Here is a 13,434-nt window from a genome sequence, read left to right as displayed (position 1 = left end):
GCGTATCGAAACCACAGAGTCAGGCATATTATGGATTACACGATTCGTTTAATGCTTCCGCTTGATACGCCTCATCCAATTTAGGGAAGAAAAGCCAACGCGCTTCGATGTAATTTGCGCGTTGGCATCCGACCACGATCACATCCGCGCCGTGAGTCAATTTGACGGGCTGGTCTGCGGGGAAGATGACACTATGAGCGCCGGTGTTCAAGACAATAAACCCAAGCCGCGAAAAATCACGGACGGAGTAGATCGCCCATGGGGTTGTGGAAAAAATCCCGTCATTGCGGCGGAAGAAGCGCGGATAAAGCAACTCACCTTCGAGAATTATAGAATTTGGCTGAGATAAAAATTCTTCCACAGACGAGTCTTGGAGAATTACCCGCGTTTTCAATTCATCGGCTGTTGACGTGTAACGCGGCTGGGCGATCCCTTCCGCAAGCCAGGGAAGTGAACCAGCCAAAACAAATGCGACGATAAGAATAGCATGTTTTGATTTACTTGGTATATCACGCCGCTCACTTTGACTCAGTGCAACTGCGTCAAGAACTTTTAGATTTGAAACATTCGCCCCAAAAAGAGACGCAAACCAAACCAAAATTTCAATCGCGCCGATGCCGAAGTAGAAGTAGACGATCCAGTCAATGGGCAGGTTATATCGCCACGAGGAAAAGCGCGAGATGCCGTTCGCTAATGCGTAGCCAACGCTGAACGCCAGCGGAGTCAACCCGGCCCATTTGAAGCGACTCCACGATGCGCCAATGCCGATGGCGATGACCGCGAGATAGAAAATGACCAGCGCGAAGTTATACCATTCGAGAGTCCCGTTCCACTCGATCCAATATAAATTGACCGGGGCGCGGAGTCCGTTGAAGGGTTCGATGAGGGGCAAAGAGAGCAATCCGCCGATCTCGGTGTTGAGGAAGTGATTCGTCACGAAGCCAGCCACGAAGCCGGGGTTTTCAAGCGTGAACGTGAGCAGGCGATTCCCGAGGCTTTCCTTTTCAAAATCGAACTGGCTGATATCCAAATTCCCTTCAAAGGAATATTGCGAAAAAATGACCGCCATCTGCGAAGGATCGTCGAAAGCGAATTGACCGACGATTCGATAATTGTGAATCAGCCACGGCGTAATGGTCGCGGTCATCACCAAGCCAAAGGTGACGCAAGCGAGGAACCAATTTTTCATCTTTCTTTGATAAGCAAAGAATGCAAGGATGAAGACAAATGGCAAGGAGATCAGCGATTGCGTGCGGAGCAACAGCAATAGCCCGAACGATCCGCCTGCGATGATCGCCGACTTCATGTCGCGGCGTTCAAGCCAACGGATGACGACGAGCATCACGAATGCGATCCCCATCGAGGTGGCGAAATCGGTGATGAACATCTTCGTACTGGCGGTGCGCGTGTTGGAGGAGATCCACAGCGTGGTGAGCTCGCGGAAGATGGCGAAGAGGGCGACCGTCACACCGGCGGCGCGGGAGTGGAGTTTCGCTCCGAGAAAATACAACGCAACGGGGAACAACGCGAACACCAACGTCTGCGCGGCGATGACTTTGACGTAGTCCTGCCCGAACAGAAAATGGAGCGCGGCGAGGAAGGTCACATACAAGGGACGCGGTGCGATGTTGCCGAGATAGTCCGTGCCGATGAGCAGGGATTGAGAGAGGTAGTCGTAAAATCCCGCGTCGGAATATGGGAAGGGAGTTGTATATGGAGGCGTGATGGGCGCGTAGAAACTGTTTTTCAGCGAATCAACTGGAACGGAGAGCCAGAGGGTGGAGGCGGTGAGGTAGATAGCGAGGGGTAGAAGAAAATTGAGAATTGGAGAATTGGAGAATTTTGTAATTGGTAATTGGTAATTGGTAATTGTGTAATTGCGTAATTGGTAAATGAGGATGGTGGCGCCGAGGAGGATGGAGAGGAGGAATTGCCAGCCAAGAATCGGGACGCCGGGTTCGCCCCAGTAGGCGGTGTCTTTGGTGATGCCGAGTTTGGAGAGGGAGACAAATAGGAGCAAGAGGAGCAAAAGAGCAAAAACGGCAAATGAAGCAACAAAGATTGGTTTGTTTTGTTTGAGCGCGTCGAGGTGGAATCCGTTTTTGAGGTGGAGGAGGTAGAGGGCGAATTGAATCGAGAGCGCGAGCAGATACCACAATAGCGGACTGAGTCGCGTGTAGAGCGGGAGAAAAGCTTCGGGGTTGAGATAACGCAAAAGAAACAGGATCAGGCTGAACGTCAGAGAGAGAAGCGTGACGAGGAGGATGAGAGAGGTCCGCGCGAGGCGATCAAGTTGAGGCGGGCGAAAGGCGAACCATGCCGACATCAGCATCAAAGAAAAAATGATGGCGCTGAGGGCGAGTCGCGCGGGTGAAAGACTCGCGCCTTCGGATGGAATCAAAAGGAGCGCGACCAGTGCGACCGCGCCCTCGATTGAGCATAAAAAATAGAACCAACGCGATTTCATTTAATTGTTCGGCGAATAGAATTGAAATCCACTGCGCGCTTGCACAACTTTGTATGAAAAATTTTTGACGTAGCCGAAGAGTTTATCCTGCAAGATCGCCCAGTCGGGCGAATCGATGACGCGCCGCGCTTCGACCATGTCTGCGGCGAGCAAGCCGACTTGAATTTGCGGGTACGAGCCGTAGATGGTCGCCCACGCTTCGGCGGGTTGCAAGCCGAGGCGCTGCACGCCGGGAATAAATTCGCCGATGATGAATTCGAAATATTCCTGATCGCGGTCGCCGGCGATGTCCCATGTCATCAAAACTTTAACTGCCATTGTTTCCTTTTATGTCACTCTGAGGAGCCGCATTTAGGCGACGAAGAGTCTTGCTCGTGGCGAGGAGATTCTTCGCTCCCTACGGTCGCTCCATTAGACTTGAAGTAGTATTGGAGTTGCCAAACAAGGGCTGAACAAGTCTAGAGCCGCTCACGAGGCAAACGCCGAGTCAAACTCAAATTCTGAAGCAGACCCAGCCCTTGTTGTGAACTATGCTTGATCAGTATTCAAGCCTGAAAGGCTAGTAATGGAGAATGCACGTTCACAAGTTGGCAAACCCAATACCCAAGTCCAAAAGAGGTTCAGAATGACAACATTTGTATCCTTTGTAGGTGTCGATATTGCATCCGCTTCTTTCATGGCCAGTGTTGGAACACAGCCTTGGAAAGTCACGGTCAAACCAACGAAATTCGAGAATGACGAAAATGGTTTCGTCTCCTTTCTCGGCTGGTTGCAGGAACACAACCTGAAGACCGAAAGCACCGTGGTGTGTATGGAAGCGACAGGCGTCTATAGTGAAGGCTTGGCATACTTCCTATATGCCAGTGGTTATTCGGTGGCGGTCGAACCGCCGTTGAACATCCAGCGCAAGTTTCCTGTGAACGCTTCCAAAACCGATGAACTGGACTGCCAGTATATCGCCGAGTATGCCTGCCGCTATGCGGACAAACTCTCCTTGTGGAAACCGAGAGCCGAGATTTTGGAGCAAGTCAAGCTACTGTTGACCACGCGCCAGCACTTTTCGGTACAGTTGACGGGACATAAGAACGCCTTGCACGCGATCCACCGCAAGAAGGTCTCGTCTGAACTTGCCAAGCACTCTCACCAGAACATGATCGAGCAGATTACCAAGTCCATCAAAGAGATCGATAAGGAAATCCGTCGTTTGATTGAAAGCGATCCAACCTTCAAACAGACCCTGCTCTTGCTCATGACGGTGCCTGGCATCGGGCTGCAACTCGCCGCTCACTTACTGATCCTCATGCAGGAAACACTCGATCCAAGAAGTTTGGCGGCTTTCATCGGCATCTGCCCGATCAAGCATGAAAGTGGCTCTTCCGTCTACTCGGCTCCAACTTCACGACACTTTGGACCTCCAAAGTTACGCAAACTCCTTTATCTGGCGGCCTGCTCCGTGCGTACTCACAAAAGCAGTTTCAGCAATACTTTTACCGCAAAGTCGCGGATGGCAAGCACAAAAACTGGTCCTCAACAACATCCAAAACAAGATCCTCAAGATTGCTTGTGCTGTCGTCCGCTCGCAACAACCCTACCTTCCCAACTATGTTGCTGTCAATCCCCTGGTTTTTCAAAAAACCTTGACGGCTTCATAGTATTCAGAATGACATGGCTTTATTGACTCGCCTGATATTCCAACACGACGACGTGGGTTTCGCTGGGGAGAGCGGAGCGCGTCACCTTCAGGGACGGCTGGGTCTCCGGCTTCGACAGTCCCATCTCTTTGACAAACTTGCTGAGCGAGTCAAGCGAGAGTTTGACTGCCGGAGTGGAATAGTGCATCGGGATAACAAGATTCGGCTCGATGAGGCTGATGACCTCCGCCGCTTTCGCCGCGTTGAGTCCGCCTCCCCCGCCGACGGGGACGAGCGCGACGTTGATCGTGCCAAGCGATTCGATCTCGGATTGAGTCGGCGTTTGCTTGAGGTCGCCGAGATGCGCGACGGTGATGCCATCGTAATCGAAAACGTAGATGGTGTTGTTGGGCGAGCCTTTGCCCTTCTTCTTGCCAGCCCCGCCGCCGTCGGTTGACACGCCGGTGACGAAGACGCCGCCGATCTCGAATTCGCCCGCGCCATCAATGACATGCGACGCGCCTTTGACCGCGTCCACGTTGTTGTGACCGGGCGCGTCGTGGCTGACCGTGACGATATCCGATTTGAGTTTGAGCGCCGAATAGCCGATGGATTTGTTGTCGAATGGATCCGTCACCACCGTCGCATAGTTGCGCTCGGTGAGGCGGAAACAAGAATGTCCGTACCAGGTGATTTCCATGTATGAGAGGTCTCCGAGGGGGAATTATAATGCAAGCCGCAGGGCTGGGAGAATAATCGTTGGATTTCCAAATGGTATAATTCTTTTGGCAACAGGAGCAACAATGAAAAAAACATTTACCGCTTTTGTGGAGTACGACGATGATAGCAAATTATATGTAGGCATCATACCCAACGTGCCGGGCGCGCACACCCAAGCCGAGACTCTGGATGAATTACAGCGCAATTTACAGGAAGTATTGGAATTGTGCCTTGAAGAAAACCCGGAACTTGCCGATGCAACTTTTCATTTCGTTGGTACGCAGCAGGTAGAAGTTGCCGTATGAGCAAACTGCCAATGGCAAATTTCAAGACGATGGACAAAATCCTCCGTCGGCTTGGGTTTGCTGCTGTGCGCCAGAAGGGGAGTCACGTTTTCTATCGCCACACTGACGGCAGAACTACCACGCTCCCCAATCATGGACACAGGGATATTGCTCGGCCACTTATGCGCGAGATACTGCGGGAAGTCTCCGTTTCTCCTGATGAGTTTGTGGAATTACTTGAAGAACTTTAGGTTGAATATGAAATTCAACTACTACCCTGAAACCGATTCGCTTTACATCGATCTTTCCGCAAAGACCAGTTCCGATTCACAAGAAGTCGCCCCGGGCGTTGTGGTGGATTTTGACGCGCAAGGCAATATCGTCGGCATTGACATTGACCGCGCCAGCAAGATTGTTGACCTCTCACGGCTGGAGACAACTTCCCTGCCCCTTGCCGACTTGCACATCGCAGGCGCGAAAGTGTAGAAACAAAACGTCCGACGAAAATTCGTCGGACGTTTTTCAATTTTACACGTCTTCTGAAGTCGCCATTCCCGTGTTGCGCTCGGTGAGGCGGAAACAAGAATGTCCGTACCAGGTGATTTCGATGAAGAGAGAGGCTGGTTAAAGTCAGGTCGGGATGGGTATCATCTTCGCTTGCGATTTTTCTTGCGCGATTTCTTTTCCTGTTTGCGCTTGTTTTTTTGTTTATGTTCCGTCTGACGCGATTTAGACGCCATCTCGACACGCACATCGGCCGCCAAAGGAAAATTGCCAAAACGCAATGGCCGCTCAGGCGTGATCCGTTTTTCGAGCAAGCCTAGCTCAATCTGAACATCCTCCACGTCACCGTTGATAAATTCATCCACCGCGTTTGCTTCAAACGCCCCCTTGATTAATTCGATTTGCTCTACTGCCTTCGCGTCGATCAACCTGCTGACGAGGAAGCCATTAAACTCTTCGTCGTTGGTTTCGTATTTCTCAAGAACCACCGTAATGCCTTGAATACAGCGCACGCGTTCTTCGGGGTAGCGGTTCCCGATTTCGACTAGCGACATGCTTGCTTCCACGCGAGCATACATGGGGTTATTCTCATCCGCCAGAAATCTCTTCAATGGTTCGATAGCGACCGGACCCAACGTACCAAAGACGAGACGCGCATCGGAGGTTAACCAATCGTCATCGTCTTCGTCAATTTGGCGGAGGATTCCAAGCACGGCGGGAATCGCTTCTTCAACTTTGAGTTGAGCCAACGCGCGCCAGGCGTGAATTTGCCCGTACCAGTCTGGCAAATCTTCATCTTCAGGAAAGTCTTCAGGCAGGTCGAGATAGCGGAGATTGTTATCTTTGACAAGTCGAAGCAACTCTGGAATATCTTCGTGAGTGAAACCCAAAGTTGAATAATCAAGCCAGGGGCGTTCTGGCCTCCCAAGTTTTAGAAGTTCCGAGACCGGTTGGGTATAGGAGTTTGTCATGGCTTTTCCATCGGATATTGTTGCAATACATTAATTTTTTATTGACTCGCCTTACGCACTAGAGGTCATAATGCGAGACCGCGAAGCGTGTCGCTTTCCCAGTCGTTCTTGCACAAGAGCGACATGAATGTCGCATTGCAAAAACTAAACTGACTTTAACTGCGTAACATCTGTTATTGAGACTTCTAGATTTCACACCTCGAATACAGAGAATGATACAGGATGGGCAAGAATAAACTCATCAAGAAAATTTACAACCCTTCCATCTTCACCTTCTCCTCCACAAACATCCACCTCTTCGTCTTCGAGTAATCCCCGCCTTCGGGATAAAAGTACTTCTTGTACTCTGCCCAGTTATCCTTCATCCGAAAGTACGGATCAATCTCACCGTCCGCGAGTTCGTAGCGGGAGATTCTTGCGTGTGCCTGTTCGCGCAAGGGGTTGTCGTTTCCCCAGCCAACGTACATTGCCACCGACTCGGCGAAATCTTCCACGCGGTTGAATGCCCAGTTCGAGCCGCTGGGTTTGTCGCCGTAGAAGTAGCCGCGCGCGTTGCAGCCGGGTTTGCGTCCGCGTTTGCCGGGTTCCTCCGCTTTGACGAAGCCGTTTAGATCGGCAAGCCTGAAAAACTTTTTCGCCCACGAGAAAAATCGAGAGGTGTGCCCGCCGGTATATCGTTCGAGTTGACGGGATAACTCCCAGCCGCTGCGCTCATCCCAGATGTGAGCAAATTCGTGGACGACTGTCCATGAGGTGAATGAACCGGTGTTGGAAAACGTGACTTGTCCATGCAAGGCTTCCCCGCCGTGCGAGCCGATGCTTCCTTTTTTCACGGTGACGTTTCCTACATTGTTGAGGAGATTTTCGCTTCCGCCAAACGCATTCGCCAGCAAGGAAATCGAGGCGTGCAGTTTATCTAATTCAGCGAGCGACCATGTCCCTGCTTTCTGTGCGGAATTGCCGAGCGTAATTTCATCATCCCTATCGGTGATAACGGTTACTTGAAAGTCCGCACCTAGGCGGGCAAGTTTCTTAGCGGCAATCGCAAGTTCCGCTTTTTCCATGACCGAAGTATAACGGCATTTTCAATTGGCAAGCCAAATTTTCCAGACCACTTGATGATATAGCCCAACTTCCTCTACCAGTAGAAACATAAAGCGGTCTCGGATGCGCATCCGAGACCGCTTTCATTTTATTTTAGCCGTAAGTTATTACCCAGCGACTTTTCTCGCCATGTAAAACGCCATCCAGCGGTTGTTGATCTCCTCCTGCGCTTGCTGACGGGTATACCCATATTTGACTTGAAGCAGGGTGACGAATCGATTCTGCTTGTCGTCTGCCTTGTCAATTTTTTTCAGGTCATGCTCAGCTAGCAGACTCCACCATTCAGTGGAACGACTGCGGAACACTTTCCATTGCAGGTCGAATTTTGTTTTCGGATTGCGCATGCGGGTCTCCATAGAGAGTAAAAAATAAAGCGGACTCAGTTTGGAGTTTTCGAGATTTCGTTTCTTGATGACCATCCCTTCCCCATGGCACAGACAGGAACAAAATTGTCAAACTCTTTCAATGCTGATTGTACTACAAGATGAATGAGATTCAATAATTTCGGGGGTGAATTGCAGAATTGAAAACGCCCATCGCGGAGTCTCCCCAAGAGAGAAGCCCAGACATCCTCAAACAAAACTTTTCCTTGGAAACTCAACAACATCATCAGCCAGAAAAGAAGTCAACTCAACGCCCTCTCCCAAGGGAGAGAGGCAAGCTGACATGGCAAAAATCGTGTTTATCTGGGTGAGGTCAAACCAACACACTGATTCAATCACCACCATCTGGTAAAATCAAATTGTGTCTGAGATATTCGATATTGCCCAACTTCGTAAATCAATTCTCCAGCGAAAGATTATCTGGCGCAGACACGCCCTCGAGCGGATGCTGGAACGCGATTTGAGTCGCGCTATCGTTTTGGACATCGCATCGAACGGCGAAGTCATCGAGGATTATTCTGCCGACCGCCCAAAGCCGACCGTGTTGATGTTTGGCTGGGATAAGAAACGCCCCATTCATGTTGTCTTGTCCCTCGAACCTGACGGAGAAGTTGCCGTCATCACCGCCTACGAACCCAGTCTGGATATATTTGAATCGGACTATCGAACTCGGAGGAAACCATGAGCGCCAAAAATACCTGTCCCATTTGTGGTGGGTCAAAAGTAAAAGGCACAACCACGTTCACTGTTGATCTCGGCTTCGGGGTGGTTGTTGTCCGCAATGTGCCAGCCCTCGTTTGTGAACAATGCGGCACAGACTGGATCGCCGACGAAACCGCCGAGCGCCTTGAAATAACCGTCAATGACGCGCGCAAACGTCACAGACAAGTGGAAGTGACCGCCTATATGCCCGCGTAAGAAACCAAAACTCGGAGACGAATTCTCCGAGTTTTTTTGTTCTTCGAATCCATTTTTCATTTCCTTCGCTCTGCTTTGAGCAACGAACTATCTCCAGAATGGAATCGGATAAACCCTTGTAACAAATTTTCGTCAATCACTTTAAGCCAGCCGTCACCAGACAATAATTCACCCTCATCGTTTCCCTCAAATGTGAAAGAGAACCGTTTTTCGCCGCCGAACTCTTCCATTTCTCCGTGAATGCTCGCTTGGACAAGCCCAAAATGAAATTCGCCATAGCCTTTTCGATCCACCCTGATATAGGCTTGCGTTTCCATGTGCAGGTACATTGCATCCCACTCGTCCATTTCGATGATATTCCACGTGCCTAAAAATTTTTTCATGGTTTCTTCCGAATCGGCGGACTGAAGTCCTTCCTCAGTTCATAAAAGTCGAATGAATTCGACTCGGGGTGCCAATTCATCCTTCATCCTTCCGACTTCATCCTTTCCCCTCCCGCCACCCCATCAACTCACTCAACCCCAGGGACGGCGTCGCATCCCCCTGCCGACCTGAATTCCACGTGACGATCAACTCCCGCTTCGCGCGCGTGATGCCCACATACAACAGGCGCAGGCGTTCCTTCACGTAATCCAGCCGCGAGCGCATCGTCGCCGCGCCTTCTTCGTACCAGTCGTATTCGCCCCGCGACTCTAACGCGCTCAACTGCGCCAACGCCTCCGCCGTCAAGTCCAACCCGCTCCGCACGAACCAACGCTCTGAAATAAAACGGTCATTTGGCATCGCCGATGGGAAGTCATAATTATTGACCGACATCAAATAGACGCGGTCCCACTCCAGTCCCTTCGCCTTGTGCATCGTCGTCACCACCACCCGTCCGCGATGGCGTTCGGGGTCAAAGCCCGAATCGTCCGACGAGAACCCGATGAAGCGCCGTTCATTCTTCGCGATCACCGCCAGTTCCGCCGTCAACTCAGGCAGTCGCCAATCCGCGTGATCGTCCGCCGCGCTCCGCAACACCAGCGCGAGTTTATGCGCCAGCGCCAGATCCGACGCCTCGCTGAACACATCCTGCGCCAGCGTCAACACCAACTGATCGATCGGAAGCGTCACCGCGCTCAACCATCTCTGGATGACGACTCGGAACGCGTTTAACTCTTGGATGACTTGCTCCGCTTCATTCGCCCTTACGGCTGACAGCCAGTCGTCGGCATTTTGCGGCGCGACGAAGTTTTCCACATCAACCATCTTGCGCAGAAGAGTCGATGTCATTGCGAGGAGTGTTTGTTGCGACGAAGCAATCTCCTCGCCACCAGATGTCGTTGCGAGACGATGCTCTTCCGTCGAAGCAACCCCCTCGTTTTCAGCATTCTCCTCATCTTCAGGAGATTGCTTCGCAACTTGCGCTCGCAACGACATGCCTTCACGCCAGTCTCTCCTCCACACCTCATACGCCTTCGACAACTTCTTCGCAGAACTCGGATCAGCCAAATACGCCAACAAATAACTCAACGACCCCGCCGCCGCGCGTGTTTCGGATGTGCTTGAAATTAACTCTATCGGCTCGATTCCCTTTTGCCGCAACGCATTGACCACATCCACGCCGCGTTGGTTGCGCGGGACAAGGATCGCAATCGTCGGCTTATCGTCATCGGGGAAATCCCAGATCGAGTCAACATATCCCTTCACCGATTTGACCACCGCTTCGAGCTCTTCGTCGGGCGTGTATTTCTTGCTGATGAACTTGATCGCCTCAGGGTCGTCGGGCGGATTCTGTTGCGGGTCATCCTCAGGCACAGGGACAATATGCGGCACCGACAACGCCGTCCGCGCTTCAGGGATGGGATGCGACTCCATCACCCAGTCAATGAGATGATTCGCCAACGCCAAAATAGACGGCTGTGACCGTCCCGACTCGGGCATGTCTACACTTGGGTTGTTCTGAATGAACGCGCGCAAAAGTTCAGGCGAGGCAGTTGTAAACGTCTCAAAGATGGCTTGGTTCGGGTCGCCGACGCGGACCCAATTCCCTTCCAACTCTCCGCGCTGAGCGGAGCGACGAGTGTTCTCCGAGGAGCGCAGTCGAAGCGCGAGGTCGCCAACAATATGCCCTTCGTCTGCGCCTCCGCTATCGCTACGGCTCCGCTCAGGGAGGAAGCCGCCACTTAATAGTGAAAGTATCCTCTCCTGCGTCCGACTCGAATCCTGCGCTTCATCCTCCAAAATAAACGGATAGCGATATTGAAGACGCGCGAGATACTCTTCGTCGTTTTCGAGCAAGGTCAACGCGAGACGAATTAAATCGTCGAAATCCACTGCGCCGCGATAGACGAGGGCGCGTTGGTAGTCCGCGTAGATGCTCCAGCCGAGTTCGGCGAGAGGCAGAGGCGTGGGAGAAGAGTCGAGTTTGGTACGCAGGCTTTCGGGAGTGATGAGGCGATCTTTCGAGGAGCGGATAAATGCTAAGGCGAGGGAATCCAAAAGATCAGGTAGTTGCTGACGTTTGACCCAATCCGTTTTCGATTGATCAAGCGCGGGGTCGAGGTATTCATCCAGTGAGTGATTCGCCAGCCACGCATTGACCGACTCGCGGCGGATGAAACCCGCCTCACGCTCGTCAATGATGCTGAAACGATTTTCGAGCCCCACGCTCGCAGGCTTCTCGCGGACAATGTCATGCGCCAGCCCATGCAATGTGCGCACGCGATATTTGTATAATGATGCAAGTTTGTTATCAAAAAAACTTTCGAGACGATTCTTGAAATTGTCCACCGCTGAATTTACCAGTGTAACAATCAGCACTTCTTGTTCATCTTGAAGCGTGCCGCTTTGAATAATCTTCGCCGCCAACGCCGAGAGAATGTGCGTCTTCCCCGCGCCAGGGACAGCGGCAATGCCAAGCCTTCCGCCATCGTAGAGGAGGATTTGTTGTTGGGAGGGACGAGGGGTAAAGAGCATATTAGCCTACAATTAAACTTTCTTGATAACTATGTAACTGTAAGTCTGCCTCAATAAAAGAATAAGATGCCACTATTGTAGAAACAATTATGATCAGCTTCTCTCCATCTAGGAAAGATATGGAAACACTTGTTATAATCCCAAAAAGCCAGGGAGCAATTGCCAATGTTGCTAACAAAACCGCTGGAGCAAAAGTGATACGCTTATTAACAGCATGAAGATAACGCCCCGCGACGGCATTTGAACTAATCGTTGGTATTTGGCCTCTCATCTTTCGTAGGCCTTCTCCATAATTTTGATTTTTAAAGGCTACATCGGCATAGTAGTAAGTAAACATTGCAACAACCAAGAAAGTAATTAATCCCAATAGCAAATTGTTTTCATGGAAAAACGAGATTGCCTTATAAGCAATATTGTTCAACCAACTTATGCGTGAGCATGTAAGCAAAGGCATATAGAATACAGTAAGTGCAATAAGCAAATGACCACCAACAAGCCCATCTTGTCCTAGTGTCAACCTAAGAGGTAGAGATGGTGTCGGAAATTTCACTCCTCTTCTTAGCCCAACAAACTCTTGTTTTTTTTTCAAAATACACTACAGGTATATTACGGCGACCTAACAACAGATAAATAACTATTAATATACTTCCGAGAAGTAGAACAAAGTAAAAACTAATGGGTCCCACATGGAGTTGCGAATTCACCAGCTTGATGATCTCACTAGAAAATCCAGCAATAATGTTACTGGTTACCAGAATAGCATTTCCCTGCCCTTTGATACCGTAATGGCTAATTAATTCCGAAATCCACACCGCGAAGAATGAACCCGCTACAAGTATTGATATGGTTGTCACAGTTAGTATGATACTAGACTGTGTTCCTGAGTTTTCAAGTATGAAAAACTTTCCTTGGCAATTAGGAGAAATAAGGAAGAACAAAAAGAAAGATTCTAAAATTGCAATTGGAATGGCTAAAAATAGATTCCAGCGAGTAAATATACGGCTTGCTGTCCAAGGATTTTCTTTAACCTCTCGTTGAAAAGACGGAAGAAGCGGCATTAATAATGTCAACAAAGCACTGGATGCATTGTAAGGAAATAAACCCAATGCTAGGACAGAAAGCGTAAGTAATGACCCGCCAGATAACATACCAATAAACTCTACTAATAAATATAGGTTATTTCCAGAACCAAGATTCTCGTACGCCTCATTGGAGGTAATCGTTATTCCGGGTAAAGGAACGTTTAGTAAAAATCTAAATAATATTACAAGTGCTAATGTTGCAAAAAGTCGTTTTCTTAAATCAGCATGGGTAAACAATGCCCTGAGTAGGTTTCTTTGCGACCTTTTTTGATTCGTACTTGGTGGAAATCTACTACCCATATCATTCTCCTCGATTTTTCTCTGAACCGTCATTTATAGCACTTTATACTCATTCAGGGCATGATGGCGCACATCCCGTTGCCCGCACGGTGGGATTTCTCCCTCACCCCAA

At 50.2% G+C, this 13,434-nt stretch carries 16 protein-coding genes; 6 read left to right on the top strand and 10 right to left on the bottom strand.

The window, feature by feature from the left end:
- Positions 1 to 28: 28 nt before the first annotated feature.
- Positions 29 to 2,467, bottom strand: a complete 2,439-nt coding sequence (locus tag IPM31_12475) for a hypothetical protein (GenBank protein MBK9007798.1) — start codon at positions 2,465 to 2,467, stop codon at positions 29 to 31.
- Positions 2,468 to 2,785 (bottom strand): hypothetical protein, encoded by a 318-nt coding sequence (locus IPM31_12470; protein ID MBK9007797.1) that lies wholly within the window; start codon positions 2,783 to 2,785, stop codon positions 2,468 to 2,470.
- A gap of 307 nt (positions 2,786 to 3,092) precedes the next feature.
- On the opposite strand from IPM31_12470, the gene IPM31_12465 reads away from it, so the two are divergent.
- The gene (locus tag IPM31_12465) at positions 3,093 to 4,145 is read left to right on the top strand and encodes an IS110 family transposase (protein ID MBK9007796.1); all 1,053 of its coding nucleotides are present in this window, start codon (positions 3,093 to 3,095) and stop codon (positions 4,143 to 4,145) included.
- On the opposite strand, the gene IPM31_12460 is transcribed toward IPM31_12465, so the two are convergent.
- The gene (locus IPM31_12460; protein ID MBK9007795.1) at positions 4,139 to 4,798 is read right to left on the bottom strand and encodes an MBL fold metallo-hydrolase; all 660 of its coding nucleotides are present in this window, start codon (positions 4,796 to 4,798) and stop codon (positions 4,139 to 4,141) included. The genes IPM31_12465 and IPM31_12460 overlap by 7 nt on opposite strands.
- A gap of 103 nt (positions 4,799 to 4,901) precedes the next feature.
- Between IPM31_12460 and IPM31_12455 the strand changes: the two genes are divergently transcribed.
- The 3 genes from IPM31_12455 to IPM31_12445 are packed head-to-tail and all read left to right on the top strand — an operon-like array spanning position 4,902 to position 5,588.
- Positions 4,902 to 5,123, top strand: a complete 222-nt coding sequence (locus tag IPM31_12455) for a type II toxin-antitoxin system HicB family antitoxin (GenBank protein MBK9007794.1) — start codon at positions 4,902 to 4,904, stop codon at positions 5,121 to 5,123.
- Entirely contained in the window at positions 5,120 to 5,353 is a 234-nt protein-coding gene (locus IPM31_12450) for a type II toxin-antitoxin system HicA family toxin (protein ID MBK9007793.1), read from the top strand. Before IPM31_12455 ends, IPM31_12450 begins: the two co-directional genes overlap by 4 nt.
- Positions 5,354 to 5,360: 7 nt before the next feature.
- Positions 5,361 to 5,588 (top strand): DUF2283 domain-containing protein, encoded by a 228-nt coding sequence (locus IPM31_12445; protein MBK9007792.1) that lies wholly within the window; start codon positions 5,361 to 5,363, stop codon positions 5,586 to 5,588.
- Between the two features lie 161 nt (positions 5,589 to 5,749).
- On the opposite strand, the gene IPM31_12440 is transcribed toward IPM31_12445, so the two are convergent.
- The 3 genes from IPM31_12440 to IPM31_12430 all read right to left on the bottom strand — a co-directional run bounded on the left by IPM31_12440 (position 5,750) and on the right by IPM31_12430 (position 8,025).
- Positions 5,750 to 6,577 carry a DUF1186 domain-containing protein gene (locus IPM31_12440; protein ID MBK9007791.1) on the bottom strand — a complete coding sequence of 276 codons (828 nt, stop codon included), beginning with the start codon at positions 6,575 to 6,577 and terminating at the stop codon, positions 5,750 to 5,752.
- 251 nt (positions 6,578 to 6,828) lie between these two features.
- Positions 6,829 to 7,641, bottom strand: a complete 813-nt coding sequence (locus IPM31_12435) for a hypothetical protein (protein ID MBK9007790.1) — start codon at positions 7,639 to 7,641, stop codon at positions 6,829 to 6,831.
- 147 nt (positions 7,642 to 7,788) lie between these two features.
- The gene (locus IPM31_12430; protein ID MBK9007789.1) at positions 7,789 to 8,025 is read right to left on the bottom strand and encodes a hypothetical protein; all 237 of its coding nucleotides are present in this window, start codon (positions 8,023 to 8,025) and stop codon (positions 7,789 to 7,791) included.
- Between the two features lie 400 nt (positions 8,026 to 8,425).
- Between IPM31_12430 and IPM31_12425 the strand changes: the two genes are divergently transcribed.
- Both IPM31_12425 and IPM31_12420 read left to right on the top strand, forming a co-directional pair.
- On the top strand, positions 8,426 to 8,749 hold the full coding sequence (locus IPM31_12425; protein ID MBK9007788.1) for a DUF4258 domain-containing protein: 324 nt from the start codon (positions 8,426 to 8,428) through the stop codon (positions 8,747 to 8,749).
- Positions 8,746 to 8,982: a type II toxin-antitoxin system MqsA family antitoxin gene (locus IPM31_12420; protein MBK9007787.1), complete on the top strand. Its 237-nt coding sequence runs from the start codon at positions 8,746 to 8,748 to the stop codon at positions 8,980 to 8,982. The genes IPM31_12425 and IPM31_12420 overlap by 4 nt, the downstream gene beginning before the upstream one ends.
- 56 nt (positions 8,983 to 9,038) lie before the next feature.
- Here the strand turns inward: IPM31_12420 and IPM31_12415 are convergent, their stop codons facing one another.
- From IPM31_12415 to IPM31_12400, 4 genes are all read right to left on the bottom strand, one after another.
- Entirely contained in the window at positions 9,039 to 9,365 is a 327-nt protein-coding gene (locus IPM31_12415) for a hypothetical protein (GenBank protein ID MBK9007786.1), read from the bottom strand.
- 97 nt (positions 9,366 to 9,462) lie between these two features.
- Complete coding sequence (locus tag IPM31_12410) at positions 9,463 to 11,940, bottom strand: ATP-dependent helicase (GenBank protein ID MBK9007785.1); 2,478 nt, start codon at positions 11,938 to 11,940, stop codon at positions 9,463 to 9,465.
- Between the two features lies 1 nt (position 11,941).
- Positions 11,942 to 12,490, bottom strand: a complete 549-nt coding sequence (locus tag IPM31_12405; protein ID MBK9007784.1) for a hypothetical protein — start codon at positions 12,488 to 12,490, stop codon at positions 11,942 to 11,944.
- On the bottom strand, positions 12,459 to 13,322 hold the full coding sequence (locus IPM31_12400) for a hypothetical protein (GenBank protein MBK9007783.1): 864 nt from the start codon (positions 13,320 to 13,322) through the stop codon (positions 12,459 to 12,461). Before IPM31_12400 ends, IPM31_12405 begins: the two co-directional genes overlap by 32 nt.
- Positions 13,323 to 13,434 lie beyond the last annotated feature (112 nt).

Origin of the sequence: Candidatus Defluviilinea gracilis (assembly GCA_016716235.1) — a bacterium.
Classification (GTDB): domain Bacteria; phylum Chloroflexota; class Anaerolineae; order Anaerolineales; family Villigracilaceae; genus Defluviilinea; species Defluviilinea gracilis.
This window is presented reverse-complemented; position numbering and strand designations above follow the sequence as displayed.

What these genes read in the sequence shown, in the direction of transcription:
- IPM31_12455 (MBK9007794.1), top strand. Translation starts at nt 4,902, where the DNA reads ATGAAAAAAACATTTACCGCTTTTGTGGAGTACGACGATGATAGCAAA.
- IPM31_12445 (MBK9007792.1), top strand. Translation starts at nt 5,361, where the DNA reads ATGAAATTCAACTACTACCCTGAAACCGATTCGCTTTACATCGATCTT.
- IPM31_12420 (MBK9007787.1), top strand. Translation starts at nt 8,746, where the DNA reads ATGAGCGCCAAAAATACCTGTCCCATTTGTGGTGGGTCAAAAGTAAAA.
- IPM31_12465 (MBK9007796.1), top strand. Translation starts at nt 3,093, where the DNA reads ATGACAACATTTGTATCCTTTGTAGGTGTCGATATTGCATCCGCTTCT.
- IPM31_12430 (MBK9007789.1), bottom strand. Translation starts at nt 8,025, where the DNA reads ATGCGCAATCCGAAAACAAAATTCGACCTGCAATGGAAAGTGTTCCGC.
- IPM31_12400 (MBK9007783.1), bottom strand. Translation starts at nt 13,322, where the DNA reads ATGGGTAGTAGATTTCCACCAAGTACGAATCAAAAAAGGTCGCAAAGA.
- IPM31_12475 (MBK9007798.1), bottom strand. Translation starts at nt 2,467, where the DNA reads ATGAAATCGCGTTGGTTCTATTTTTTATGCTCAATCGAGGGCGCGGTC.
- IPM31_12470 (MBK9007797.1), bottom strand. Translation starts at nt 2,785, where the DNA reads ATGGCAGTTAAAGTTTTGATGACATGGGACATCGCCGGCGACCGCGAT.
- IPM31_12435 (MBK9007790.1), bottom strand. Translation starts at nt 7,641, where the DNA reads ATGGAAAAAGCGGAACTTGCGATTGCCGCTAAGAAACTTGCCCGCCTA.
- IPM31_12410 (MBK9007785.1), bottom strand. Translation starts at nt 11,940, where the DNA reads ATGCTCTTTACCCCTCGTCCCTCCCAACAACAAATCCTCCTCTACGAT.
- IPM31_12415 (MBK9007786.1), bottom strand. Translation starts at nt 9,365, where the DNA reads ATGAAAAAATTTTTAGGCACGTGGAATATCATCGAAATGGACGAGTGG.
- IPM31_12460 (MBK9007795.1), bottom strand. Translation starts at nt 4,798, where the DNA reads ATGGAAATCACCTGGTACGGACATTCTTGTTTCCGCCTCACCGAGCGC.
- IPM31_12440 (MBK9007791.1), bottom strand. Translation starts at nt 6,577, where the DNA reads ATGACAAACTCCTATACCCAACCGGTCTCGGAACTTCTAAAACTTGGG.
- IPM31_12450 (MBK9007793.1), top strand. Translation starts at nt 5,120, where the DNA reads ATGAGCAAACTGCCAATGGCAAATTTCAAGACGATGGACAAAATCCTC.